Source organism: Nocardioides ochotonae, from assembly GCF_011420305.2.
Taxonomy (GTDB): domain Bacteria; phylum Actinomycetota; class Actinomycetes; order Propionibacteriales; family Nocardioidaceae; genus Nocardioides; species Nocardioides ochotonae.
Window position 1 is genome coordinate 3,331,192 of record NZ_CP061769.1, and the last position, 22,919, is coordinate 3,354,110.

The window sequence follows — 22,919 nt, forward strand, 5'->3', positions numbered from 1 at the left end:
CATGCTGCTCGCCGCTGTCGTGATCTTCGTCGGTGTCGTCGCGACCCACTTCGGTGGCTACCCCCACTGGTCGGATGACTCGGCCGTCCCGGTGGACGGGCGTGCCCACCGGGTCGCGGTGGAGGGCGACCGTCCGCTGATGATCTGGACCTTCGACCGGACGCCCACCTGCACGGCCCGCGACGACTCGGGCGCCGAGGTGCCGACCGAGGCCCCGAGCGGCACCTACCGCCGCGACGGCGGGCCCGCGGACTGGGTGGGGTTCACGGTGCTGCGTCCCTCCTCGGACTCGGTCGAGGTCACCTGCCGCGGCATCCACCCGTCCTCGCGCAGCATCGTCCTGGTCGAGAGCGTGCCCCGGATGCCTGCGTCCATGGCGGGCGACTGCCCCGAGGTCTGGGTCGCCGTCGGCCTCGCGGGCGCGGGCGTGCTCACGCTGCTCGCGACCGTCCTGATCGCAGTGCGCCCACTGCGCCGTACGCCGCCGGGTCGCTGAGGGGGTTCCCGCGCACCGCGCCGCGACGTAGCCTCGAAGGACCTGCGCACCTCCGGGAAGGAGGTGGACGACATGGGTTACCTGGCCTGGATGATCTGGTTCGTCGCGACCATCGTGATCTTCGGCGTGATCCTGGGCGGCAGCGTCCTGATGGCGACCGGCTGGCACCGCAGCGGGCAGCACCGGCACTTCTGGAGCCCCGGCCGCCACTGATCCCGGCAAGGCTCCGAGTCGAGGTCGCCGCCGCCATTGGCCCCGACTCGGCGAGGGAGAAAGAGCGCCGGGATGACCGGGGGCCGGGCACACTGGGGGGTATGACCGACCTGCCCCGCAAGGCTGCGGCCCGCACCGCACGGCTGGCCGCACTCCCCCTCGGGTACGCCGGACGCAGCGCGATCGGCCTCGGCAAGCGGATGGCCGGGCGCCCGGGCGAGGTCGTCATGTCCGAGATCCAGCAGCGCACCGCCGAGCAGCTGTTCCGCACCCTCGGTGAGCTCAAGGGCGGGGCGATGAAGTTCGGCCAGGCGCTCTCCGTGCTCGAGGGCGCGCTGCCCGAGGAGGTCGCGGCGCCGTACCGCGAGAGCCTCACCCGGCTCCAGGACGCCGCTCCCCCGATGCCGACCCAGCAGGTGCGCGAGGCGCTCGCCCGCGACCTGGGCCCGGACTGGAAGAAGCAGCTCATCCGTCTCGAGGGCGGCCCCGCGGCCGCCGCCTCGATCGGGCAGGTGCACCGCGGCCGCTGGGCCGACGGACGCGAGGTCGCGGTCAAGGTCCAGTACCCCGGCGCCGGCGAGGCGCTGCGCTCCGACCTCAAGCAGCTCGCCGCGATGGCGCGCACCCTCGGACCGCTGGTGCCCGGCCTGGACCTCAAGCCGCTCATCGCCGAGCTGCAGGACCGTGCTGCCGACGAGCTCGACTACCGCCTCGAGGCCGAGGCGCAGTCCGCCTTCCACGAGGCGTTCCTCGACGACCCCGACATCGTGGTCCCCGCGGTCGTGGCCGCCGGCGACAGCACCTTGATCACCGAGTGGATGGAGAGCCCCGGGTCCCTCGCCCGGGTGATCGCCGAGGGCACCCAGGAGGAGCGCGACCACTACGGCACCCTCTTCGCCCGCTTCCTGGTCGCCGGCCCCACGCGCACCGGGATGCTCCACGCCGACCCGCACCCCGGCAACTTCCGCCCGCTGCCGACCGAGGACGGCTCCCCGGGCCGCCTCGGCGTGCTCGACTACGGTGCCGTCGCCCGGCTCCCGGAGCGTCGCTTCCCCGAGGCGATGGGGCACCTGATCCGGATCGCCGCCGACGAGGACGGCGAGGCCCTGCTCGAGGGGCTGCGCGCCGAGGGCTTCGTCAAGGACAACATCCGCATCGATCCCCAGCTGCTGCTGGACTACCTGCTGCCGTTCGTCGAGCCCGCCCAGGTCGACACCTTCCGGTTCTCGCGGGAGTGGATGCGCGAGCAGTTCCAGCGGCTCAACAACCCCCGCGACCCGTCGTACACGCTGGCGGTCAAGCTGAACCTGCCGCCGGAGTACCTCCTCATCCACCGCACCTGGCTCGGCGGCGTCGGCATGCTGTGCCAGCTCGAGTGCGAGGCGCCGTTCCGCGAGCTGCTGATCGAGCACCTCCCCGGCTTCGCCTGACCGCGCCGATCGCCAGCGGCCCGGCGCGATCAGTCGCCGGCGTCGAGCGGCAGGTGCATCACGTGCAACCCGACCAGGCCGTGGGCGGCCGAGTCGAAGGCCTCCGGCACGGTGCCGACGATTCGGAACCCGAGCGCCCGCCACAGGCGTACGGCGGCGGTGTTGGTCTCGACCACGGCGTTGAACTGGATCGCCCGGAAGCCCTGGTCGCGGTGCCACTGCACGACGTGCTCACCCAGGGCGCGCCCCACCCCGCGACCGCGGGCGGCCGGTGCCACGAGGAACGACGCGGTGCCGACGTGGCTGCCGCGGCCCGGCCGGTTCGGCCCCATCGTGGCGCTGCCGAGCACCTCGCCGTCCTCCACGAGCACCGCGGTGCGTCCCGGCGGCGCCTGCATCCACAGCCGCCGCCCGGCCTCCGGCGTGAGGTCCAGCGGGTAGGCGTAGGTCTCCCCCGCCTGGACGGTCTCCTGCAGGAACGGCCAGATCTGCGCCCAGTCGGTGTCCGTCGCGGTGCGGATCACCCGCCCGCTCATCCGGTCTGCCCGTCCAGCGACTCGCGGATCAGGTCGGCGTGCCCGTTGTGCTGGGCGTACTCCTCGATCAGGTGCACCAGGATCCAGCGCAGGCTGGCGTGCTGCCCGTCGCGACCGCGGGGCCGCACCGCGAGGTCGTCGAGCGCCGCTCCGGCGATGATCGCGTCGGCGGCGGCCACCTCCGCCTCGTAGAGCTCGCGCAGCTGCTCGGGGGTGTCGTCGGCGGCGCTGTGCCAGTCCCAGTCCTCGTCGGCGTCCCAGTCCACCGAGAGCCACGGCTCGGGCTGCTCGCGACCGAGCAGGACCGCTGCGGTCCACCAGCTCTCGACGTAGGCGAGGTGCTTGATCATCCCGCCGAGAGTCATGTCCGAGGGCGGTAACGGGGTGTCCAGCTGCGCCGTGGTGAGCCCGGCGCACCGGCGCCGGAACAGGTCGCGGTGCTGGTCGAGGAAGGCGAGCAGCATCGTGCGCTCGTCGGTGGCGAGGTCCATGGCGGCGACGCTAGCGCCCCGGCCGGCCGCCGCACCCTGATTTTCCGCCGCGGTGAGCCGGACGCCGACGCCCGCAGCCTCAGACGCCGGTCCGGCCGTCGATCGACTCGCGGATCAGGTCCGCGTGGCCGACGTGCCGGGCGTACTCCTCGATCATGTGCAGCAGGATCCAGCGCAGGCTGGGCCGGCGGCCGTGGCGCGCCACCGCGGCGACCGCGTCCAGGTCCGCCTCCGCGGCCAGGATCTCGTCGGTCCTGGCGACGGCCCGGTCGAACAGCGCGAACACGTCCCCGGGCGGGTCCCCGGCCGCGGTGTGGAACTCCCAGTCCCGGTCCGCCGCCCAGTCGACGGCGTCCCACGGCGGCTGCGGCGGCTCCCCGCGCAGCACCTGTCCGAACCACATGTCCTCGACGAACGCCATGTGCTTGAGCAGCCCCGCCAGGGTGAGCGAGGACGGCGACAGCGTGGCCCGCACCTGCTCCGCGGTCAGGCCGCTCGCCTTGGCCCGCAGCGTCTGACGCTGGAAGGTGAGGAAGGCCCGCAGCATCGTGCGCTCGTCGGCGGACATCGGCGGCCTGGTCCGCTCCGCCGGGTCGGTGGGGTTGCTCATCGGATCTCCTCGGACGAGTCGGCGGGCGTGCGGTCGGTGATGCAGTACGCCGTGGCGCCCGGGTCGGCGAGCACCGTCCACTGCTCACGGGTGGCGAGCACCCGCGCGCCGAGGGCCTCGTGGCGCGCCACCTCCGCCGCCCGGTCGTCGGTGGCCAGGTCGAGGTGCGCGCGCACCGCGGGCGCCGGGTCGTCGAGGAGCTGGAGCAGCAACCGGAGCGGGAACCCCGCGGGACGCACCAGGTGGCGGAACTCCGGATCGCTCTCGTGCAGCTCCCACCCGGTGAGCGCGGCCCAGAACGCGGACTCCGCGTCCCAGAGGTCCAGCGGGACGTCCAGGCAGACCTGGTCGACCACCGAGCGGTGCCCGCCCGGCCAGGTCGCCGGCACGGCGGGCCGGGCCCCGGGGTGGCGCACCAGGCAGAACACGAAGCCGCCGGGCGAGGACAGCACGACGAAGTCGTCCTCGGGGCGAGCCTGCACCCGGGCGCCCAGCGCCACCGCCCGGACGGCCGCCGGTCCGACGTCCTCCCCCGGCGCGGCGACGGTGAGGTCGAGGTGGAGACGCGCCGCGGCGGTGTCCAGCCGGCCGAGGCGCTGCACGCAGAGGTGGTCGTCGGCACCGTCCGGGGGCAGCAGGGTCGCGAACTCCGCGCGCTCACCACGCCACGGCGACAGCGCGTAGCCGGTGACGGCGCACCAGAACGGCAGCACCCGCTCGGCGGCTCCGGGCGCGAGGTCGAGGAACGCCGTCGCCCAGGTCGGACGCAGCGGCTCGGTCCCCGCGCCGGTGCTCATCCCACCGGCCGGCAGTCGGCCCCGCAGCCGTCGTGCGGGGCGTGCGGGGCGCCCTCGCCGTCGGCGTACCGACGCGGGCGGTGCAGGACCGCCGAGCGCGGCGTCACCCGGGCCGTCTCGCCGTCGACGGTGGCGGTGCCGTCGACGAGCAGCGAGTAGCCGCGCTCCTCCCGCGGCGCGAACAGCAGCGTGACCGTGGGGTTGGCGGCGATGTTGGCGCTGGTGCGTCGCCCCGCGTCGGAGACCACCAGGACCCCGTCGACCACCCGCGGCTCCGCGCTGACCGCCCGGACGACACCGTCGGTCGTGGTGAGCAGGTAGCCCGGCCCGAAGTCGGCGAGGGTGCGCTCGAGGTCGGCCAGGTCGACGGGGATGCTCATGAGCCCGAGGGTACGTCGACCCAGCTCTCTCCGGCAGGGACCGCGAGAGCCGTGCCGGCGCTCAGCTCGGCGAGCAGCGCGTGCAGCGCGGCCTCCTCCTCGGGCCGGACCCCGAGGCGCAGCGTCACCGCCGCGGCGTACGTCGCGTCCAGCACGGCCACCCCGCGGTGCCGCAGCTCGGTCTCGACCCGGCCCGCGTCGGCGTGCCCGACCTCCACCAGCAGCTCGCGGACCAGCAGGCGCCGCACCGTCCCGCTCGCGGCCAGCCCGGCGCGCACCGCGTCGCCGTAGGCGCGCACCAGCCCACCGGCGCCGAGCAGGGTGCCGCCGAACCAGCGGGTCACCACCGCGACCACGTCGCTGACCCCGCTGCCCTCCCAGCCCCGCAGCACCTCCAGCATCGGGGCGCCCGCGGTGCCCGCCGGCTCGCCGTCGTCACTGGAGCGCTCGACCGGGACCGGTGGCGGACCGAGGACGAAGGCGGAGCAGTGGTGCCGCGCGTCCCAGTGCGCGCGGCGCAGCCGCTCCACCACCGCACGCGCCGCGGCCTCGTCCTCGACGCGCTCCAGGGTGCACAGGAACCGCGAGCGCTTGACCTCGATCTCGGCCTCCGCGTCCCGGGCGATGGTGAGGTAGCCGGTCATCGCCTGCTCACCAGATCCCCACCAGGCCGCCGCCGATGCGGATCGCGAAGGCCGCCACGACGATCACGAAGAACACCCGGATGAAGCCCGCGCCGCGGGCCACGGCGGTGCGCGCGCCCAGGTAGCCGCCGACCAGGTTGGCCGCGCCGAGCACCAGCCCGACCTTCCACATCACCGCGCCCTGGGGGACGAACACGCACAGCGCCGCCAGGTTGGTGGCCCAGTTGGCGAGCTTGGTCTTGGCCGAGGCCTCGAGGAAGCCGTAGCCCATCAGCCCGACCAGCGCGATCGTGAAGAAGCTGCCCGTGCCCGGCCCCATCGCGCCGTCGTAGAACCCGACGGCCAGCCCGACCAGCATCGCCACCCGCAGGTGCCGCTGGCCGGTGAAGCGCAGCGCGGTCGCCTGCCCCAGCGACGGGCGCAGGAGCACCCACGCGCCGACCACCACGAGCACGACGAGCACGATCGGCTCGAAGGCGGACTTCGGGATCTGCGAGGCCACGAACGCCCCGCCCACGGAGCCCACGAAGGCCAGCGCCATCAGCGGCCCGAAGGTGCGGGGGTCCGGCTTCACCCGGCGGTAGTACGTCGCGGCGCTCACCGAGGTGCCGCAGAACGACGCGAGCTTGTTGGTCGCCAGCACCTGCACGGGGCTGGCGCCGGGCAGGCCCAGCAGGATCGCCGGGAGCTGGATCAGCCCACCGCCGCCCACGACGGCGTCGACGAAGCCGGCGCTCACCGCAGCCAGGGCGAGCAGGACGAGCACGGTCAGGCTGGGGTCGTCCACCGGCGTGATCCTAGGGCCGCGCTCAGTCGACCCAGAAACCTCGCCCGAACTGGCCACCCCACGCCGGGGCGTCGGCGCCCGAGCGACCGCCGCGCGCCCGGCTGCCCAGGTAGGACCCCACGACCGCGGCGCCGAGGTCGTCGAGCTCGGGTGCGACCACCCGTCCCTCGGCCCGCTGCGCCATCGAGTCCACGAACCGGGCGAGGCCGGGGTCCTCGCCGAGGCGGAAGAACGTCGTCTGCGCCCCCAGGCGCCGGGCGTTGTCGAGCTCGCGGACCGCGTAGGCGACCGTGAGCGGGTGCGGCGGGTAGCTGAAGAACACCTCGCCGTCCGGCTCGAGGTGGGAGGTCGGCTCGCCGTCGGTGACGATCAGCAGCACCGGCTGGGCGTTCGGGTGCTTGCGGAAGTGACGGTTGGCGAGCAGCAGCGCGTGGTGCAGGTTGGTGCCCTTGTCCCACATGGCGTCGAGGCCGGTGAGCTCCTCGATCTCCATCACCTCGGCGTGGCGGCCGAAGCCGATCAGCTGGAGGTCGTCGCCGCGGAACCGGGACCGGATCAGGGTGTGCAGCGCGAGCGCGGTGCGCTTCATCGGCACCCAGCGCCCGTCCATCGCCATCGAGAACGAGGTGTCGACCAGCAGCGCGACGCAGGCCTGGGTGCGGGCCTCGGTCTCCTGCACCTCCACGTCGCCGATCTCCAGCAGCCGCGAGGACCCGCCGTCGGCGGCGCGTCGGCGGACGCTGTTGAGGATGGTGCGCGGGATGTCCCACGGCTCGGTGTCGCCGAAGGCCCACTCGCGGGTGGCCCCGGAGCGCTCCCCCGCGGCGCCGGCCTGCTGCAGCTCGCGCTGGCCCTGGCGCCCGGACAGGCGCTGCGCGACGTCGCGCAGCAGCGCCTTGCCGAGCTGGCGCATCGCCTTGGGCGTCAGCTGGAGCTGGCCGGTGGAGTCGCGGCGCATCGTGCCCTGCTCGCGCAGCGCCTTCTCCAGGCGCTGGAGCGTGCGCGCGTCGACCGCGGCCTGCTCGCCGAGCTGACGGGCCAGCGCGTCGAGATCCAGGTCGTCCATCCGCGCGCCGCCGTAGGACTGCGAGAGCTGCTCGGACAGCCCGTCGAGCTCCGCCAGGTCCTGGAAGACGCCGGTGCCGTCGCCGAGCCCGAGGCCCTCCTCCCCGCCCATCTGCTCCGAGCCGGTCCAGTCCTCGCCGGGCCGCAGCGACTGCAGGTTGGCGTCGAGGCGGTTCAGCGACTCCATCAGCTGCGGGGACCCGAACGCCTGCGCGGAGAGCTCCATGAGCTCCTCGCGCTGCTCGGGGGTCATCGAGTTCAGCATCCGCTGGGCGGCCGCCGAGCGCTCGGCCAGGGTGTCGAGCAGCTCGTCGAGGTCGTGGGGGTTCTCGGGGAAGAAGTCGCCGTGCTTGTCCATGAACGACTCGAAGTCCTGCGGGGTGTCGATCCCCTGCTGGCGCTTCTCGAGCAGGTCGTTGAGGTCGCCGAGCATCTCCTCGACGGCCGCCCGGTCCTCCGCGGTGGCCCCTTCCAGGGCCTGCTTCATGCCGGCGAAGCGCTGGTCGAGCAGCTCGCGTCCGAGCAGGTCCTTGATCTTCTCGAAGTCCTCGCGGGCCTCGCGGCTCTGCCAGTCGTACGACGAGAGCTCGCTGACGGCGGCCGCCGGGCTCGGCGGCAGGTTGGCCAGCTGCATCTCGCGCACCGCGCGGTCCGCGTCGTCCATCATCGCGTCGCGCGCCAGCTGCTTGCGCTCCTCGAGCACCGCCTTGTCCAGCAGCTCCTGCACCTCGCGCATGGTGCCGTCGAGGTCGTGGCGCGAGAGCAGCTCCTGGCGCTTGCGGGCCACTTGGCGGGCGAGGTCGTCGAGGCCGCGCTGGTCCTGCCCGCCGCGGCGCAGGAACTCGCTCATCGCCCGCTCCGGGCTGTAGCCGGCCATCACGTCCTCGCCGATGGCGTCGAGGGCCTCGCCGAGGTCGACCGGCGGCGCGAGCGGGTCGCCGCCGTCGTAGCGCTTGAAGCGGGTGCGGTCCCTGCTCATCGTGCCTCCCGGTCCGGGTGCGCGCGGGTCTCAGCCATAGACGGTCTCCGCGCCGTCGGTGTCCTTGCCGACCTTGCGGGCCAGGTAGAGCCCCTCCAGGGCCAGCTCGATCGCGCTCGCACGCGCCCCGTCGCTGGTGGCGCCGAGGCGCTCGCAGATCTCGTCGTACAGCTCGGACTCGCCGAGCACGGGCAGCCCGGTGAGGAAGTCGCGGGCGGTCACCTGCTCGCCGGTGGTGATCATCGCGCCGGCCTCGATCGCCTCGACGAGCAGCCCGAGGTCGAGCCCGCGCAGGTGCTGGCGCACCGTCTCGGCGGTCGCGGTGCGCAGCAGGTGGGTGAGCACCTCGTCCTCTCGCCCCTCCTCGCCGCTCTCGAACTCGATCTTGCCGCCCAGCACCGACACGGCCGTCTCCAGGTCGACGACACGGGCGACCGGGTCCTCCTCGCCCTGCGAGGCGGCGCGGTGCAGGGCGGACGCAGCGACCGTCTCGGCTCCGGCGATCGCGAAGCGGGCGCTCACGCCCGAGCGCTGGTCGACCGCGCTGGAGTCGCGCAGGTTGCGGGTGAAGCGGGCCAGGATCTCCACGAGGTAGTCGGGCACCTCGGCGACCAGATCGGCCTCCTGGCGCACCACGGCGACCTCGGCGTCCAGCTCGCGGGGGTAGTGGGTGCGGATCTCGGCGCCGAAGCGGTCCTTGAGCGGGGTGATGATGCGCCCGCGGTTGGTGTAGTCCTCGGGGTTGGCGCTGGCCACGACGAGGACGTCGAGCGGCAGGCGCAGCACGTAGCCGCGGATCTGGATGTCGCGCTCCTCCATCACGTTGAGCATCGCGACCTGGATCCGCTCGGCGAGGTCCGGCAGCTCGTTGATCGCGACGATGCCGCGGTGGCTGCGCGGGATCAGCCCGAAGTGGATCGTCTCGGGGTCGCCCAGGGTGCGGCCCTCGGCGACCTTCATCGGGTCGACGTCGCCGATCAGGTCGGCCACCGAGGTGTCGGGGGTGGCGAGCTTCTCGGCGTAGCGCTCGTCGCGGTGGCGCCAGGTGATCGGCAGGCCGTCGCCGAGCTCGGCGGCACGGAGCCGGGAGACGTGGGTGATGGGTTCGAAGGGGTGCTCGGCGAGCTCGGAGTCGGCGATCACCGGCGTCCACTCGTCGAGCAGACCGACCATGGTGCGCAGCAGCCGGGTCTTGCCCTGGCCGCGCTCGCCGAGCAGCACGATGTCGTGGCCGGCGATCAGGGCCCGCTCGAGCTGCGGGATGACGGTGTCGTCGAAGCCGTGCAGGCCCGGCCACGGGTCCTCGCCGGCGCGCAGCCGGGCCAGCAGGTTGTCGCGGATCTCGGTGCGCAGCGGCTTGTGCACGTGGCCGGAGGCGCGCAGCTCACCCAGGGTGGCGGCGCCGGGGGCGGGGGCGGGAGTGGCAGCAGTCACGTTCCTCACGCTACTGCGGCGGGCCACACACCGGGGGTCGCGCCGGTTACGGTTCCCCGGTGCAGCTGCGACGCGAGTGCCCGTGCGGATCCGGTGAGCCCTACGACGCCTGCTGCGGGCGGCTGCACCGCGGCGCCGCGCAGGCGGAGACCGCCGAGGAGCTGATGCGCTCGCGCTACGCGGCGTACGCCGTCGGCGACACGGCGTACGTCTGGCGCACCTGGCACCCCCGCACCCGCCCCACCGACGTCACGCACGACCCCAGCACCCACTGGGTCGGCCTGAGCATCCTCGGCGCCGGCGAGGACTGGGTGGAGTTCGAGGCCAGGTGGGAGAGCCCCGCAGGCCCGGGACGGATGCACGAGCGCTCCCGCTTCGAGCAGCGGCGCGGGCGCTGGCTCTACGTCGACGGCGACCTGACTGACCCCGGCTGACCCGGAGCAAACCTGCCGGGTGTCCGAGGCCCCTTGCGGCCACCGTGGGTCGCGCCCATGCTCCGAAGATGGACCTCGAGGACCTCGCCCACGCCCACCGCGCCGTCGCGTGGCTGGCCAGGGGGCTGGACGCGTCGGACTGGTCGCGGGCGACCCCATGCGAGGAGTGGGACGTCGCCGCGGTGGTGCGCCACCTCGTCATCGGGGAGCAGGCGTTCACCACGGCGCTGGCCGGGGTGCCCTACGACCTGCCCGCGGTCGCCGCGGAGGTCGCCGACATGCCCGACGCGGTGCTGCCCGACGTGCTGGAGTCCGCCGGCGAGACGCTGCGCGACGCGTTGGCCGTCGCGGGGCCCGGCGAGTTCCCCACTGGCATCGGCCACCTGCCGGCCCGCGCCGTCCTCGAGCTGCGCACGATCGAGACGCTCACCCACGGCTGGGACGTCGCGCGTGCCACCGGCCACCCGCTCGACGTGCCGGAGGAGGTCGCCGAGCGCGCCTTGGCGGCCAGCCACCGGCTCATGACGCTGCTACCCCCTGACCGCACCCCGTTCGCACCGCCGCAGCCGGTCGACGACGCCGCACCCGCCGCCGACCGGCTCGCCGCGCTGCTGGGCCGCCGCCCCGACTGAGACCTGGGGACGACGGCGACTCGGCGCCAATGGCGGCGCGAGTCGGCGCCAATGGCGCGCCAACCCCCGATTCGGACGTCAGAACTCTCGACTCGGCCGTGAAAGGTCTCGACTCGACCGTCAGAAGTCTCGACTCAACCGGGCCACGGGAGGCACACCGTCAGCGGCTGAGGATCACCGAGGAGCCGTGGCCGAACAGACCCTGGTTGGCGGTGATGCCGACCCGGGCGCCCTCGACCTGGCGGCCCTCCGCCTGGCCGCGCAGCTGCCAGGTGAGCTCGCAGACCTGCGCCAGAGCCTGGGCGGGGACGGCCTCGCCGAAGCAGGCCAGGCCGCCGGAGGGGTTGACCGGGATTCGGCCGCCGATGGTGGTCTCCCCGGCACGGAGCAGCTGCTCGGCCTCGCCGCGCTTGCACAGCCCGAGGTCCTCCATCCAGTCCAACTCCAGGGCGGTGGACAGGTCGTAGACCTCCGCGAGGTCGACGTCCTCGGGCCCGAGCCCGGCCTCCTCGTAGGCCGCGTGCGCGATCGACTCCTTGAAGGTCCGCTCCCCCGCGCCGGTCGCCGCGGTGGAGTCCGTGGACAGGTTGGGCATGTCCATCACGGTGTTGGGGAACGTCGGCGTCACGGTCGAGACCGCGCGCAGCCGGACCGGGTCGGTGAGCCCGTGGCGCCGCGCGTAGTCGGCGCTGACCAGCACCACCGCGGCCGCGCCGTCGGAGGTCGCGCAGATGTCGAGCAGGTGCAGCGGGTCCGAGACGACCGCACTGCCCAGCACGTCCTCGACGCTGACGGCCTTGCGGTAGCGGGCGTTCGGGTTGTCCAGGCCGTGGCGGGCGTTCTTGACCTTCACCTGGGCGAAGTCCGCGGGCGTCGCGCCGTAGAGGTCGATGCGCCGGCGCGCGTAGAGCGCGAAGTAGGCGGGGTTGGTCATCCCGAGCAGCCGGAACCGCAGCCAGTCCGGGTCCTCCCAGCGCTCGCCGGCGTTGGGGGCCAGGAAGCCCTTCGGCGTGGTGTCGGCGCCGACGACCAGCGCCACCTCGCACAGGCCCGCGAGGATGCGGGTCCGGGCGGTGTCGAGGGCCTGGGCGCCCGTCGCGCACGCGGCGTACGACGTGGCGACGCGGGCGCCGTTCCAGCCGAGCGCCTGCGCGAAGGTCGCGCCGGCGACGTAGCCGGCGTAGCCGTTGCGCACGGTCTCCCCGCCGACGACCAGGTCGACGTCGGTCCACGGGACCCCGGCGTCGGCGAGTGCCGCGCGGGCGGCGTGCACGCCGTAGGTCACGAAGTTGCGGCCCCACTTGCCCCAGGGGTGCATGCCCACCCCGGCGACGACCGCGTTGTCGGTGCTCACTGGTCGGCCTCCTCGCCCAGCTCGGTGACCGGCTTCCAGCGCCACACAGTGCGCTCGCCGGTGTCGTCGGTGTGCAGCGTCTCGACCACCAGCTCGGCCTCGGCGCCCACGGTGAGGTCGTCGACGCCGTAGCCCTCGGCCACCTGGCCCAGCACGGTGAGCCCCTCGGGCAGCTCGACGGCCGCCAGCGCGAACGGGACGAACGGGTCGCTCGGCGCGATGTACGGCGCCGGCGGCTGGTACTGGGCGTCGGTGTAGGACCAGATCCGGCCCCGGCGCGACAGCTCGGCGGTCTCGAAGACCTCGCCGTCGCACGCGGGGTTGCGGCAGTAGCCCTCGTTGCCCGGCACCGGCGGGAAGTAGACGGTGGTGCAGACGGTGCACCGCGACCCGATCAGCCGCGGCTCGGGGCCGGTGGTGAACCACCCCTCGATGACCGGCGTGGACGATGACGACGTCATGGGACCCCTCAGCCTCGACAACTGCAACGGGTGCCGACTATGGCACGCGCCACTGTCCTCGCGCGGGTCTCGTCCCACCGAGCCGGAGCGACCCGGGCGGGGCTGGGCTGGGGCCCGGGCCCCGCTCAGCCGCGGGCGAGGAAGGTGAGCAGGTCGTGGCGGGTGACCACGCCGATCGGCTTGCCGTCCTCGTGGACCAGCACCGCGTCCGCCTTCTCCAGCAGTCGTACGGCGGCCTCCGCGGGCTCCGTGGAGCCGATCGTCGGCAGCGGGTCGGACATGTGCTCGTCGACGCGGTCGGTGAGCCGGGCGTGGCCGGCGTACAGCGCGTCGAGCAGGTCGCGCTCGGAGACCGAGCCGGCGACCTCGGCGGCGACGAGCGGCGGCTCCGCGCGCACGACGGGCATCTGCGAGACGCCGTACTCCTGGAGGATCTGGACGGCCTCGGCGATGGTCTCGCCGGGGTGGGTGTGCACGAGGTCGGGCAGACGCCCGTCCTTGCCGCGCAGCACCTCGCCAACCGACTGGACGGCGGCCTCCTGGGCGGTCGGGAAGCCGTACTGGCCGAGCCACTCGTCGTTGAAGATCTTGGTGAGGTAGCCGCGCCCGGAGTCCGGCAGCAGCACCACGATCACGGCGTCCTCGCGGCCCTGCTCGGCGAGCTCGTGAGCCAGCTTGGCGGCGGCGAAGGCGGCCATGCCGGAGGAGCCGCCGACCAGCAGCGCCTCCTCGCGGGCCAAGCGGCGGGTGAAGGCGAAGGAGTCGGCGTCGGAGACCTCGATGACCCGGTCGGCGACCCCGCGGTCGTAGGTGTCGGGCCAGAAGTCCTCACCCACGCCCTCGACGAGGTAGGGGCGCCCGGAGCCGCCGGAGTAGACCGACCCCTCCGGGTCCGCGCCGACGACCTGGATGTCGGGGTTCTGCTCCTTGAGGTAGCGACCGACGCCGCTGATCGTGCCGCCGGTGCCCATGCCGGTCACGAAGTGGGTGATGCGCCCCTCGGTCTGCTTCCAGATCTCCGGACCGGTGGTCTCGTAGTGCGAGCGCGGGTTGTGCGGGTTGGAGTACTGGTCCGGCTTCCACGCGCCGGGCTGGGAGGCCAGCCGGTCCGAGACGCTGTAGTAGGAGTCCGGGTGCTCGGGGTCGACGGCGGTCGGGCACACGACGACCTCGGCGCCGTAGGCCTTGAGCACGTTGCGCTTGTCCTCGCTGACCTTGTCGGGGCACACGAAGATGCAGTGGTAGCCCTTCTCCTGGGCCGCCATCGCCAGCCCCACGCCGGTGTTACCCGAGGTCGGCTCGACGATGGTGCCGCCGGGCTGCAGCGCCCCGGAGGCCTCCGCCGCCTCGATCATCCGGGTGGCGATGCGGTCCTTCACCGACCCGCCCGGGTTGAGGTACTCCACCTTGGCCAGCACCATCGGCCCCGGACGGTCGGCGAGACCGTCCAGCGTCCGGCGCAGGCGCAGCAGCGGAGTGTTGCCAATCAGGTCCAGGAGCGAGTCGACGTACTGCATCCGGCCAATCTAGGGCGGGTCACCGTCAGTTGGGCAAACCCTGCCCCCGACCGGCCGGTCGTCCTCCGTAGACTCGATCCGTGGGAAAGGCAGCAGCGGCACGCAAGCTGGCTTCCGCTGCGGCCTACGGCGGCGGCGGGCTGACCATGCTCGGAGGCACCCTGTACGGCGTCCTGACCGCCGAGGCCAAGCTGGCCCGCAAGGCGATCGGCCCGCTCCTCGAGGACCCGCCCCCGGACCCCACCGGCTGGTACGGCCGCGGCCGTCCCGCCCCCGCGGTCAAGCTCGTCGTCCTCGGTGACTCCAGCGCCGCCGGGTACGGCGTGGCGCGGGTCGAGGAGACCCCCGGGGCGCTGCTGGCCAGCGGCGTGGCCGAGCACGCGGATCGACGCGTCTACCTGCGCGACCTCGCGGTCGTCGGCGCCAAGTCCTCCGACCTCGCCGAGCAGGTCGACAAGGCGCTGCCGATCCAGCCCGACGTCGCGGTGATCCTCATCGGCGGCAACGACGTCACCCACACCGTGATGCCGTCGGCCTCGGTGCGCCACCTCCAGGAGGCGGTACGCCGCCTGCGGGCCGCCGACGTCGAGGTCGTCGTCGGCACCTGTCCCGACCTCGGCACCATCAAGCCGATCGCTCCCCCGCTCAAGCAGGTCGCCCGCGCCTGGTCGCGCCGGCTGGCCGCCGGCCAGACGATCGCGGCGATCGAGGAGGGCGGGCGCACCGTCTCCATCGGCTCGATCCTGGGCCCGGAGTTCGCTGCCGCGCCGGCCCTGCTCTTCGGCCCGGACCGCTTCCACCCCTCCGCCCAGGGCTACCGTGCCGCGGCCGGGATCCTGCTGCCCTCGATCCTCGCCGCGGTCGGCGTGATCCCGGACGATGAGGAGCGCATCGAGTCGATGCGCGGCGAGGCGATCCTGCCGATCAGCAAGGCAGCGGTCCAGGCGGTCAACAACCCCGGTACCGAGCTCGACGGCACCGAGGTCGGCGGCCACCGCCTCGGCGTGCGCGGGCTGTGGGTGGAGATGCGCCACCGCCGCCGTCGCGCCCAGACCAGCAGCGAGGGCCCCGAGCAGATCGAGCCCGAGGACCGTCGCCCGTCCGGCGAGCCCACCCCCGCCGGCTCCTAGCGCACACGCACGAGGGCCCCGGGAGCGATGCTCCCGGGGCCCTCGTCGTTCGCGCCGAGGCGCGCAGGCTCAGTCCTGGCTGAAGATCGCCAGGATGCGCAGCAGGTTGGTGTAGATCCAGACCAGGCTGACGGTCATCGCGAACGCGGCGCGCCACGACTCGCGCTCGGGCAGCCCGTTGGCGATGCCCTGCTCGACGAAGTCGAAGTCCATGATCAGCATGAACACGCCGAGCACCAGGCCGGCCACGGCGAAGAGCAGGCCCATGCCGCCGAAGCCGTGGATGCCGAAGCTGTTGCCGAACATGCCCAGCACCAGCTCGAGGACGCTGAGGCCGATCATGCCGAAGACGGCGGCGGTCACGAAGGTGCGGAACTTGTTGCCGACCTTGATGTTGAGGACCTTGTACGCCGCGAGCGTGCCCGCGAAGGCCGCGAAGGTGCCGAGCACGGCCTGGGTGACGATGCCACCACCGAAGTTGGCGTCGAAGAGCTTGCTGAGGCCACCGAGGGCGACACCCTCGAGGGCGCAGAACGCCAGCACCAGCGCGGGGCTGATGACGCGCTTGAAGGAGTTGACCATCGAGAGCGCGAAGGCGCCGAGGCTGCCGATCGTGACGGCCGCGATGAGCGGGCCGAGGTCGACGGTCGAGTCCTCGAGGTTCGGGGTGAGGAACCAGGTCAGCGCGGCGAAGACGATCACCATGCCGAGCGACATGCCGGTCTTCTGCACCACCGTGTCGATGGTCATCCGGCCCTCGGACGTCGGGGCCGGCGCGTAGCCGAGGCCCTGGTCCTGACCCGGGGTTCCGGTCCCCCACGTCGAGGGGTCTGCGTAGGTCTGGGTGCCGTAGGCGTTCGCGCCGGGGCGGTTGAACTCCTCCGACCGACGGAACACCGGGTTGTTGCTCTGCATTCGGGGTCTCTCCTTGGAGGCCTGCGTGATGACCGCCGCCCTGACGGTCATGGGGTCAGCCTAGTGACCTCACCGTGTGCAACGCATGACCTGCCTCGCGCGTTCCCGCCCCGCGAGGTCCGTGGGCGTCGGTGGGGCCGGGTCGTGCGGATCGCGGGTCCGGGGGTGCGCGTTGGTAATGTCGCCGCGCCCCCAGACCCAGGAGACCGATGACCCAGCCACGCCCGGAGGCCGGCGCGCGCTCGCCGTTCCGTGCGGACGTGCAGGGGCTGCGCGCGATCGCCGTGCTCACGGTGATCGCCGGGCACGCGGGTCTCTCCCAGCTGCCCGGGGGCTTCGTCGGCGTCGACGTCTTCTTCGTGATCTCCGGCTTCTTGATCACCCAGCTGCTGCTGCGCGAGGTCACCCGCACCGGCGGCGTCTCGCTGCGCGGCTTCTACGCCCGCCGCGCGCGCCGCATCCTCCCCGCCGCCACCTTCGTCACGCTGGTGACCCTGGGCGCGTCGGTGTGGTGGCTGAGCGCCCTCGACGCGCTGGAGGTGGTCAAGGACGCCGTCTGGGCGACGATCTTCGCCGCCAACATCCGCTTCGCCTCGGTCGGCACCGACTACTTCGCTCGCGACCAGCTGCCCTCACCTCTGCAGCACTACTGGTCGCTCGCGGTCGAGGAGCAGTTCTACCTCGTGTGGCCGCTGGTGCTGGTGGCCTGCGTGCTGCTCGCGCGCCGTCTCACCCGCGGCGCCGCGGACCCCTCGCCGGCCCGCACGGCCAAGGTGGTGATGGTGACGCTGGCCGTCCTCACCGCCGCCTCCTTCGCCTACGGCGTGTGGCGCACCGAGGTCGACCCCACCGCGGCGTACTTCTCCACGCCTGCGCGGGCCTGGGAGCTGGGGGTCGGCGCCCTGGCGGTCCCGCTCGCACCGGTCCTCGCCGCGCGCATGCCGGCGACCGCGCGCGGGCTGCTGAGCGTCACCGGCCTGGGCTTCATCGCCGCGGCCTGCCTGCGCTACGACGAGACCTCGCCGTTCCCCGGCACCGCCGCGCTGCTGCCGGTCGTCGGCGCGCTGCTGGTGCTGGTCGCGGGCGCCGGCGGCCACCCGCGCGAGCCGTTCCCGATCCGCGCGCTCGGCGTGTGGCCGATGCGGGTGATCGGCGACTGGTCCTACTCCCTCTACCTCTGGCACTGGCCGCTGCTGGTGCTGCCCGTCGGCTACCTCGGCCGCGACCTGACGCCGCTGGAGGTGGGCGCGGCGGTCGCGGCGACGTTCGTGCTCTCCGGCCTCACCTACCGCCTCGTCGAGACGCCGTTCCGCCGCACCCGCGTGCTGCGGGTGCACCGCGGCCTCGTGCTCTACCCCCTCTCCCTGGGACTGGTCGTCACCAGCGCCTTCGCCGCCCAGGACTACGCCGAGTGGCGCACCGGCGAGCACGGCAACGACCCGGCGGTGACGGTCACCGACCTGGGCGAGGAGGCCGAGGAGCTGGACCCGACGGTCGCGCTGGTGAAGGCCTCGGTGCTGGCCGCCCGGGAGGGCCAGGCGGTGCCGAGCGACCTGACCCCCGACCTGCTCGACATCCGCGAGGACCGCGCCGCCCTCGGACGGTGCAGCTATGAGACCGACGCGCTCCCGCTCTGCCCGCGCGGCACCACCGGCACCCCGGAGAAGACCGTCGTCGTGCTCGGCAACTCCCACGGCCGCATGTGGGTGCCGGCGTTCGAGCGGATCGCCCGCGAGCACGACCTGCGCACCTACTACCTGGTCAAGGTCGGCTGCCCGGCCGCGCTGGTGACCGTCGGCTCCCAGGCGGAGTACGCCGGGTGCACGGCCTTCCGCGAGTGGGCGCTGGAGCAGATCGCCGAGCTGCGCCCCGACGTGGTCGTGGTCGCCACCAACGTCGCGGAGACCCTGCTCCACGAGGGCCGCCCGGTCGAGGACCCTGCCGAGCGCGAACAGCTGGTGCGCGCGGGCTTCGATGAGCTCTTCGACCGGCTGGCGCCGATCGCGGGTCGCACCGTGCTGCTGCGCGACGTCCCCGAGCTCGACGAGTCGCCCGAGGTCTGCCTCAGCACCGGACGGCCCGACCTCGGGGACTGCCTGCTCAGCCCCACCCCGCACGCCACCCGGATGGCCGACCTGTCCGTCGCCTCGGCCCAGGAGCGCCGGGTCCCGGTCATCGACCCCACCCCGTGGGTGTGCTGGGACGGCTCGTGCCCCGCGGTGATCGGCTCGACGATCCCCTACCGCGACACCGGCCACCTCACCACCCAGTACGCCGCGGCCCTCACCGAGGACCTCGCGCGGTCCCTGGCCCCGCTGCTCCGCGCGGGCTGAGCCTCAGCCCGGGGACGGCTCGCCTCGCCGCACCGCCACCACGACCGTGTCGGTGGCGACCGCCTCGCGGCCCTCGGCGTCGCGCACCCGTCGGGTGGGTGCGTCCGCGACCCGCACGTCCCAGTCCGCCGGGTCCAGCAGCGCCGTCACCTGCTCGGGGCCGAACAGCAGCCGGGCGAGCTCGGGGTTGCGCAGCCCGGCGGCGGCGTCCGCGGGGTGGTGCGCGCCGACGAGCAGCGTGCCGCCGGGGCGGACCGCTGCCGCGAGCGCGGCGTACACCCGCACGAAGTGCTGCTCGGGCAGGTGCAGGAAGTGCACGGTGACCAGGTCGGCGGCGGGCACCTCGTCGCCGCCGGCGAGCAGGTCCACCCGACGCCAGGTGCACCGCTCGGCGACCCCCTCCTCCGCGGCGTGCTGCGCGGCCCGCTCCAGGGCCACCCCGGACACGTCGACGCCGGTGACCTGCCAGCCCCGCCGGGCCAGCCAGACCGCGTCGGCGCCCTCGCCGCACCCCACGTCGAGCGCCGTGCCCGGCGCCAGGTCGGCGGCGTGCTCGACCAGGCGGGCGTTGGGCTGCCCGGACCAGATCCGCTGGGAGGCGGCGTACCGCTCGTCCCAGAACTCAGCGCTCCAGCGGTCCGGTGCTTCCTCGCTCATGTGCTCCGCTCTCCTCTCGCCGTAGGCCCGGCCGTGTCACCTTCGGTCAGGTAGCCGATGTCGTCGAGGAGCGCGTCGAGCACGCCGGAGTACCGGACGCCGGTGAGGCGCGAGATGGCGACCAAGTGCTCCTTGGCGATGAGCCTCTTCGGCGCGCGCCAGTTACCGAGCGTTGTCTGAGTGACGCCGAGCTTGCGCGCCACCTGGCGTTCGCTCACGGTGTAGGGCTGCGCATCGATGTGCGCCTGAATCAGGTCGTAGAGCTTGCCCACTGTCCCTGCCTCCTCTCGACGGGCAGCTGGTGCCCATGCGCGAGACGGGTCAGTCCTGCGTTCACCTCGAATGGCTCACCAGATGGCTCACCGAGCGTGTCCCTCATGTGCCCCCGGTGGGACTCGAACCCACACTGCGCCGCTTTTAAGGCGGCTTCCTCTGCCGATTGGGATACGGGGGCGACGCCCGTGAGCGGACGTCGCAGCCTGCTCGCAGACGGTACGACGCGGGCCCGCTCCCGGGCCAGCACTGCGGGACTACAGGTAGGTCTTGCGGGGGTGGATGGCGTGCGCGCCGGCGACCCGGTCGAGGAAGACGAAGCCCGCGCAGTGGTCGAGCTCGTGCTGCAGGCAGCGTGCCTCGAAGGCGTTGGCCGAGAAGGTGACCTCCTCGCCGGTGCCGGGCAGCTGGCCGCGGACGACCAGGCGCGAGGCGCGCTTCACGTCACCGGTGAAGTCCGGGACGCTCATGCAGCCCTCACGGGCCTTCTCGTTGCGGCTGGACTCCACGACCTCGGCGTTGCACAGCACGAAGGTGCCGTGGTGCTCGCGGGTCTTGGGGTGGGCGGAGACGTCGACGCAGAAGACCCGGGCCGCGACCCCGACCTGCTGGGCGGCGAGCCCGACACAGCCGGGGCTGACCCGCATCGTCGCGACCAGGTCGGCGGCGAGCTGCACCGTCTCGGGCGCGGTCGGGTCGACGTCGGCGCCGGGGGTGGAGAGCACCGGGTCGGGCACGCGCACGACCTCCAGGACCCGTCCCTCGACACCCAGCTCGTCCTCGGTCCAGGCCGCCAGCCGCTCGCTCGGCGCGGCCGGGGTGGGGGTGACGCTCACAGCTCGTCGGCCTCCGCGGGACGCAGGGTGGCGCCGACTCCGAGGGCGGTGGCCGCCGTGCGGATCGAGGTCTCGAGGGCGTCGAGGTCGGTGCCGGCCGGCACGTCGAACTCCGCGACCAGGAGGTAGAGGCTGCCCGAGAGCCGGGTGCTGAGATCGGTGATGTTGCCACCGAGCGCGGCCACCTCGGACACGACGCCGGAGACGATGCCGGGGCGGTCGCCGCCGTGCACGGTCAGGACCCAGGAGGTGCCGGCGGCCGCGGACACGCTCTCCTCGGGGACCTCGCGGACGGTCACGGTCAGGGTGCCGTCGGCGGTGAGCGGCGCGAGCGCGGACTCGATCGCGGCGGCCTCGACGTCGCCGGAGCAGACCAGCATCATCGCGAAGTGCCCGCGCAGCAGGGTCATCGTGGAGTCCTCGAGGTTGAGGCCCAGCCCGGCCAGCTGGCCGGTGGTCTCCGCGATGATGCCGGGGCGGTCGTGGCCCAGGACGGTGACGGCGTACAGGGTGGGTGTGCTCACCGCGGCATTGTCGCAGCCACCTCCGCCGCTCGACCCAGGACCTCGTCGAGCATGGCCTCGGTGAGCCTCCCGGTGAAGGTGTTCTGCTGGCTGGGGTGGTAGCTGCCGAGCAGCAGGACGTCGTGGCGACCGTGCTCCCCGCTCCCCCGCAGCAGCGCCTCGGCGCCGTGCCCGAAGCGCGGACGCGGCCGCGGGACCTTCCACCCCGCAGCACCGAACGCCGTCAGCGCGGCCGCCCAGCCGATCGCCCCGAGCGCCACCGCGACCCGCACGGTGCCGGCCAGCAGCGCGAGCTCGGTGTCCAGCCACGGCGCGCAGGTGTGCCGCTCCTCGGTCGTGGGCTTGTTCTGGGGCGGGGCGCAGCGCACCGCGGCGACCATCCGGGTGTCGACCAGCGCCTGGCCGTCCGCGGCGTGCACGCTGGTCGCCCGGGTGGCCAGGCCGACGCGGTGCAGGCTGGCGAACAACCAGTCCCCGGACCGGTCGCCGGTGAAGATCCGCCCCGTGCGGTTGCCGCCCTGGGCCGCGGGCGCGAGCCCCACGACCAGGATCCGCGCGTCCGCCGGGCCCCAGCCCGGGATCGGGCGTCCCCAGTACGGCTGGTCGGCGTACGACGCCCGCTTGTGCACGGCGACGTCCTCGCGCCAGCGCACCAGCCGCGGGCAGGCGCGGCACACGCTCACCCGCGCGTCGAGCTCGCCCAGACCGGCTCCCCTGGCACGCGCGCCCGCGGCCAGACGACGGACCCCGGCCGCGGTGGTCGCGACCGGGGTCTCGGGTCGGGCGGGGTCCCCCGGCCAACCGGTGCCGGCAGGCACGGGCGAGGGGTGCAGCTCGCCGGTGGCCGGGTGCGGCAGGGGCACGCCCATCGGCGTGCTCCCGGCCGGGCTCACGGGGCCGGCGGCACCGAGGTCTGGGTCTGCCCGGGGCTCTGGTCGTGGCTGCGGACCTTGTCGGCCGCGGCGTGCGCCGCGGACCCGGCCTTCTCCTTGGCCACGCCGGCTGCGGCCGAGGCCTGGGTGCTGACGACGTCCTGGGCCTGCTGCGCGGCCTGCTGGACCCGGGGGTCTCCGCCGATCTTCTGCGCCTGGGCCTTGATCTGCTCGTAGCGCTCACGCCCGGCGCGCGCACCGAGGACGTAGCCAGCACCAGCGGCGATGAGCAGAGGGAGCTTCTTCAGCATGGATGATCTCTCCTTCGAGGGTTGTGCGATGGGACAGGACAGTCGGGGGCCGGCCGGCGGGCTCAGCGCGATCGGCGCCAGCGCAGCACGGCCAGGCCGACCACGGCGGCGACCCCGGCAGCGAGTGCGGCGATCAGCTCCGGACGCAGCGAGCCGTCGGCGGTGGTCATCGCGTCGCTCATCCGGGACCGGACGTCGAGACGCTCCTGGAGCTGCTCGACGGTCTCGGCGAGCTGCTCGCGCTGGCGCGCCACGTCGGCCGCGAGCTCGTCGGGCGTCTGGGGCGTCTCGGGCTTCTCGGGCTCGGACCCGGTCGGGGTGGCACCCGACCGAGCGGGGTCCGGGGTGGGCACGGCGGTGCCGGGCGCGGGTCGGTCGCCACTCACGAGTGGCCTCCCTTGATCGTGGCCACGTCCTCCTTGACCCCGGCGACGGCGCGCTCGGGGGCCACGGGGGTGGCCTGCTGGACCTCGCGCCGGCCGATGACCGCGGCGATCGCCGCGATGACGAACAGCACGCCGGCCACGATCAGGGCCGAGGCCCAGGCCGGGAGCACCAGGGCGAGGAGGAGGATGAACCCGGCGATCAACGCGCCGAGCCCGTAGAGCGCGATCAGGCCGGCCGCGCCGAAGGCGCCGAGACCGAGCCCGGCCTTCTTGCCCTTCTCGGCCAGCTCGGCCTGGGCCAGTCGCAGCTCGCTGCGGATGAGTTGCGGAACCTGTTCGGTGAGTCGGTGCACCAGGGCACCCAGAGGCTCCTCGGAACTGCTCGGGGTCCGGTCGGTCATGGCCGACCGGTGCCCGAGCCC

General features: G+C 73.8%; 28 protein-coding genes and 1 tRNA gene. 7 read left to right on the top strand and 22 right to left on the bottom strand.

What is annotated here, in order from left to right:
* The first annotated feature begins 1 nt into the window (after position 1).
* From HBO46_RS16135 to HBO46_RS16145, 3 genes are all read left to right on the top strand, one after another.
* Complete coding sequence (locus tag HBO46_RS16135) at positions 2–496, top strand: hypothetical protein (RefSeq protein ID WP_166133505.1); 495 nt, start codon at positions 2–4, stop codon at positions 494–496.
* Between the two features lie 72 nt (positions 497–568).
* A complete protein-coding gene (locus HBO46_RS16140; RefSeq protein WP_166133507.1) occupies positions 569–709 on the top strand; it encodes a hypothetical protein in 141 nt (46 codons plus the stop codon).
* 101 nt (positions 710–810) lie between these two features.
* Positions 811–2,139, top strand: a complete 1,329-nt coding sequence (locus HBO46_RS16145) for an ABC1 kinase family protein (RefSeq protein WP_166133509.1) — start codon at positions 811–813, stop codon at positions 2,137–2,139.
* A gap of 29 nt (positions 2,140–2,168) precedes the next feature.
* Here the strand turns inward: HBO46_RS16145 and HBO46_RS16150 are convergent, their stop codons facing one another.
* From HBO46_RS16150 to HBO46_RS16190, 9 genes are all read right to left on the bottom strand, one after another.
* The gene (locus tag HBO46_RS16150) at positions 2,169–2,663 is read right to left on the bottom strand and encodes a GNAT family N-acetyltransferase (protein ID WP_224769164.1); all 495 of its coding nucleotides are present in this window, start codon (positions 2,661–2,663) and stop codon (positions 2,169–2,171) included.
* Between the two features lie 8 nt (positions 2,664–2,671).
* Positions 2,672–3,166: a DinB family protein gene (locus HBO46_RS16155; RefSeq protein WP_166133513.1), complete on the bottom strand. Its 495-nt coding sequence runs from the start codon at positions 3,164–3,166 to the stop codon at positions 2,672–2,674.
* Positions 3,167–3,245: 79 nt separating this feature from the next.
* Complete coding sequence (locus HBO46_RS16160) at positions 3,246–3,776, bottom strand: DinB family protein (protein WP_166133515.1); 531 nt, start codon at positions 3,774–3,776, stop codon at positions 3,246–3,248.
* The gene (locus tag HBO46_RS16165; RefSeq protein WP_166133517.1) at positions 3,773–4,573 is read right to left on the bottom strand and encodes a VOC family protein; all 801 of its coding nucleotides are present in this window, start codon (positions 4,571–4,573) and stop codon (positions 3,773–3,775) included. Before HBO46_RS16165 ends, HBO46_RS16160 begins: the two co-directional genes overlap by 4 nt.
* The gene (locus HBO46_RS16170; RefSeq protein WP_166133518.1) at positions 4,570–4,953 is read right to left on the bottom strand and encodes a pyridoxamine 5'-phosphate oxidase family protein; all 384 of its coding nucleotides are present in this window, start codon (positions 4,951–4,953) and stop codon (positions 4,570–4,572) included. Before HBO46_RS16170 ends, HBO46_RS16165 begins: the two co-directional genes overlap by 4 nt.
* Positions 4,950–5,597 carry a YigZ family protein gene (locus HBO46_RS16175; RefSeq protein ID WP_166133520.1) on the bottom strand — a complete coding sequence of 216 codons (648 nt, stop codon included), beginning with the start codon at positions 5,595–5,597 and terminating at the stop codon, positions 4,950–4,952. Before HBO46_RS16175 ends, HBO46_RS16170 begins: the two co-directional genes overlap by 4 nt.
* A gap of 7 nt (positions 5,598–5,604) precedes the next feature.
* A complete protein-coding gene (locus HBO46_RS16180; RefSeq protein ID WP_166133522.1) occupies positions 5,605–6,384 on the bottom strand; it encodes a TSUP family transporter in 780 nt (259 codons plus the stop codon).
* Positions 6,385–6,406: 22 nt separating this feature from the next.
* On the bottom strand, positions 6,407–8,428 hold the full coding sequence (locus tag HBO46_RS16185) for a vWA domain-containing protein (RefSeq protein ID WP_166133524.1): 2,022 nt from the start codon (positions 8,426–8,428) through the stop codon (positions 6,407–6,409).
* A 30-nt stretch (positions 8,429–8,458) separates the two neighbouring features.
* On the bottom strand, positions 8,459–9,862 hold the full coding sequence (locus HBO46_RS16190; RefSeq protein WP_166133526.1) for a MoxR family ATPase: 1,404 nt from the start codon (positions 9,860–9,862) through the stop codon (positions 8,459–8,461).
* A 59-nt stretch (positions 9,863–9,921) separates the two neighbouring features.
* Here HBO46_RS16190 and HBO46_RS16195 point away from each other — a divergent pair, with 59 nt between their 5' ends.
* Complete coding sequence (locus HBO46_RS16195) at positions 9,922–10,296, top strand: YchJ family protein (RefSeq protein WP_166133528.1); 375 nt, start codon at positions 9,922–9,924, stop codon at positions 10,294–10,296.
* A 68-nt stretch (positions 10,297–10,364) separates the two neighbouring features.
* A complete protein-coding gene (locus tag HBO46_RS16200; RefSeq protein ID WP_166133530.1) occupies positions 10,365–10,928 on the top strand; it encodes a TIGR03086 family metal-binding protein in 564 nt (187 codons plus the stop codon).
* Between the two features lie 160 nt (positions 10,929–11,088).
* Here HBO46_RS16200 and HBO46_RS16205 read toward each other — a convergent pair whose 3' ends face one another.
* From HBO46_RS16205 to HBO46_RS16215, 3 genes are all read right to left on the bottom strand, one after another.
* Positions 11,089–12,327 carry a lipid-transfer protein gene (locus tag HBO46_RS16205; RefSeq protein ID WP_224769166.1) on the bottom strand — a complete coding sequence of 413 codons (1,239 nt, stop codon included), beginning with the start codon at positions 12,325–12,327 and terminating at the stop codon, positions 11,089–11,091.
* On the bottom strand, positions 12,279–12,743 hold the full coding sequence (locus HBO46_RS16210) for a Zn-ribbon domain-containing OB-fold protein (RefSeq protein WP_166133532.1): 465 nt from the start codon (positions 12,741–12,743) through the stop codon (positions 12,279–12,281). Before HBO46_RS16210 ends, HBO46_RS16205 begins: the two co-directional genes overlap by 49 nt.
* Positions 12,744–12,868: 125 nt before the next feature.
* A complete protein-coding gene (locus HBO46_RS16215; RefSeq protein WP_166133534.1) occupies positions 12,869–14,260 on the bottom strand; it encodes a cystathionine beta-synthase in 1,392 nt (463 codons plus the stop codon).
* An 80-nt stretch (positions 14,261–14,340) separates the two neighbouring features.
* On the opposite strand from HBO46_RS16215, the gene HBO46_RS16220 reads away from it, so the two are divergent.
* Entirely contained in the window at positions 14,341–15,390 is a 1,050-nt protein-coding gene (locus HBO46_RS16220; RefSeq protein ID WP_191480164.1) for an SGNH/GDSL hydrolase family protein, read from the top strand.
* A 69-nt stretch (positions 15,391–15,459) separates the two neighbouring features.
* Here the strand turns inward: HBO46_RS16220 and HBO46_RS16225 are convergent, their stop codons facing one another.
* A complete protein-coding gene (locus HBO46_RS16225) occupies positions 15,460–16,305 on the bottom strand; it encodes a Bax inhibitor-1/YccA family protein (protein ID WP_166136012.1) in 846 nt (281 codons plus the stop codon).
* 209 nt (positions 16,306–16,514) lie between these two features.
* On the opposite strand from HBO46_RS16225, the gene HBO46_RS16230 reads away from it, so the two are divergent.
* Positions 16,515–18,638: an acyltransferase family protein gene (locus HBO46_RS16230; protein ID WP_166133536.1), complete on the top strand. Its 2,124-nt coding sequence runs from the start codon at positions 16,515–16,517 to the stop codon at positions 18,636–18,638.
* A 3-nt stretch (positions 18,639–18,641) separates the two neighbouring features.
* Here the strand turns inward: HBO46_RS16230 and HBO46_RS16235 are convergent, their stop codons facing one another.
* The 9 genes from HBO46_RS16235 to HBO46_RS16275 form a co-directional block, all read right to left on the bottom strand.
* Positions 18,642–19,295, bottom strand: coding sequence for a class I SAM-dependent methyltransferase (locus HBO46_RS16235; protein ID WP_166133538.1), 654 nt, complete (start codon positions 19,293–19,295; stop codon positions 18,642–18,644).
* Positions 19,292–19,567, bottom strand: coding sequence for a helix-turn-helix domain-containing protein (locus tag HBO46_RS16240; protein WP_166133540.1), 276 nt, complete (start codon positions 19,565–19,567; stop codon positions 19,292–19,294). The genes HBO46_RS16235 and HBO46_RS16240 overlap by 4 nt, the downstream gene beginning before the upstream one ends.
* Positions 19,568–19,675: 108 nt before the next feature.
* A tRNA-Leu gene (locus HBO46_RS16245) sits at positions 19,676–19,749 on the bottom strand.
* Positions 19,750–19,825: 76 nt separating this feature from the next.
* Positions 19,826–20,404 (bottom strand): peptide deformylase, encoded by a 579-nt coding sequence (gene def, locus HBO46_RS16250; protein ID WP_224769170.1) that lies wholly within the window; start codon positions 20,402–20,404, stop codon positions 19,826–19,828.
* A complete protein-coding gene (locus HBO46_RS16255) occupies positions 20,401–20,928 on the bottom strand; it encodes a glycine cleavage system protein R (RefSeq protein WP_224769172.1) in 528 nt (175 codons plus the stop codon). The genes def and HBO46_RS16255 overlap by 4 nt, the downstream gene beginning before the upstream one ends.
* Positions 20,925–21,797 carry a uracil-DNA glycosylase gene (locus HBO46_RS16260; RefSeq protein ID WP_166133541.1) on the bottom strand — a complete coding sequence of 291 codons (873 nt, stop codon included), beginning with the start codon at positions 21,795–21,797 and terminating at the stop codon, positions 20,925–20,927. Before HBO46_RS16260 ends, HBO46_RS16255 begins: the two co-directional genes overlap by 4 nt.
* Positions 21,798–21,817: 20 nt before the next feature.
* On the bottom strand, positions 21,818–22,111 hold the full coding sequence (locus tag HBO46_RS16265) for a hypothetical protein (protein ID WP_207950214.1): 294 nt from the start codon (positions 22,109–22,111) through the stop codon (positions 21,818–21,820).
* Between the two features lie 62 nt (positions 22,112–22,173).
* Positions 22,174–22,497, bottom strand: coding sequence for a DUF3618 domain-containing protein (locus HBO46_RS16270; protein ID WP_166133542.1), 324 nt, complete (start codon positions 22,495–22,497; stop codon positions 22,174–22,176).
* A complete protein-coding gene (locus tag HBO46_RS16275) occupies positions 22,494–22,898 on the bottom strand; it encodes a phage holin family protein (RefSeq protein WP_166133543.1) in 405 nt (134 codons plus the stop codon). The genes HBO46_RS16270 and HBO46_RS16275 overlap by 4 nt, the downstream gene beginning before the upstream one ends.
* Positions 22,899–22,919 lie beyond the last annotated feature (21 nt).

What these genes read in the sequence shown, in the direction of transcription:
- HBO46_RS16135 (WP_166133505.1), top strand. Translation starts at nt 2, where the DNA reads ATGCTGCTCGCCGCTGTCGTGATCTTCGTCGGTGTCGTCGCGACCCAC.
- HBO46_RS16140 (WP_166133507.1), top strand. Translation starts at nt 569, where the DNA reads ATGGGTTACCTGGCCTGGATGATCTGGTTCGTCGCGACCATCGTGATC.
- HBO46_RS16145 (WP_166133509.1), top strand. Translation starts at nt 811, where the DNA reads ATGACCGACCTGCCCCGCAAGGCTGCGGCCCGCACCGCACGGCTGGCC.
- HBO46_RS16155 (WP_166133513.1), bottom strand. Translation starts at nt 3,166, where the DNA reads ATGGACCTCGCCACCGACGAGCGCACGATGCTGCTCGCCTTCCTCGAC.
- HBO46_RS16160 (WP_166133515.1), bottom strand. Translation starts at nt 3,776, where the DNA reads ATGAGCAACCCCACCGACCCGGCGGAGCGGACCAGGCCGCCGATGTCC.
- HBO46_RS16165 (WP_166133517.1), bottom strand. Translation starts at nt 4,573, where the DNA reads ATGAGCACCGGCGCGGGGACCGAGCCGCTGCGTCCGACCTGGGCGACG.
- HBO46_RS16170 (WP_166133518.1), bottom strand. Translation starts at nt 4,953, where the DNA reads ATGAGCATCCCCGTCGACCTGGCCGACCTCGAGCGCACCCTCGCCGAC.
- HBO46_RS16175 (WP_166133520.1), bottom strand. Translation starts at nt 5,597, where the DNA reads ATGACCGGCTACCTCACCATCGCCCGGGACGCGGAGGCCGAGATCGAG.
- HBO46_RS16185 (WP_166133524.1), bottom strand. Translation starts at nt 8,428, where the DNA reads ATGAGCAGGGACCGCACCCGCTTCAAGCGCTACGACGGCGGCGACCCG.
- HBO46_RS16200 (WP_166133530.1), top strand. Translation starts at nt 10,365, where the DNA reads ATGGACCTCGAGGACCTCGCCCACGCCCACCGCGCCGTCGCGTGGCTG.
- HBO46_RS16210 (WP_166133532.1), bottom strand. Translation starts at nt 12,743, where the DNA reads ATGACGTCGTCATCGTCCACGCCGGTCATCGAGGGGTGGTTCACCACC.
- HBO46_RS16215 (WP_166133534.1), bottom strand. Translation starts at nt 14,260, where the DNA reads ATGCAGTACGTCGACTCGCTCCTGGACCTGATTGGCAACACTCCGCTG.
- HBO46_RS16225 (WP_166136012.1), bottom strand. Translation starts at nt 16,305, where the DNA reads ATGCAGAGCAACAACCCGGTGTTCCGTCGGTCGGAGGAGTTCAACCGC.
- HBO46_RS16230 (WP_166133536.1), top strand. Translation starts at nt 16,515, where the DNA reads ATGACCCAGCCACGCCCGGAGGCCGGCGCGCGCTCGCCGTTCCGTGCG.
- HBO46_RS16235 (WP_166133538.1), bottom strand. Translation starts at nt 19,295, where the DNA reads ATGAGCGAGGAAGCACCGGACCGCTGGAGCGCTGAGTTCTGGGACGAG.
- HBO46_RS16260 (WP_166133541.1), bottom strand. Translation starts at nt 21,797, where the DNA reads ATGGGCGTGCCCCTGCCGCACCCGGCCACCGGCGAGCTGCACCCCTCG.
- HBO46_RS16265 (WP_207950214.1), bottom strand. Translation starts at nt 22,111, where the DNA reads ATGCTGAAGAAGCTCCCTCTGCTCATCGCCGCTGGTGCTGGCTACGTC.
- HBO46_RS16275 (WP_166133543.1), bottom strand. Translation starts at nt 22,898, where the DNA reads ATGACCGACCGGACCCCGAGCAGTTCCGAGGAGCCTCTGGGTGCCCTG.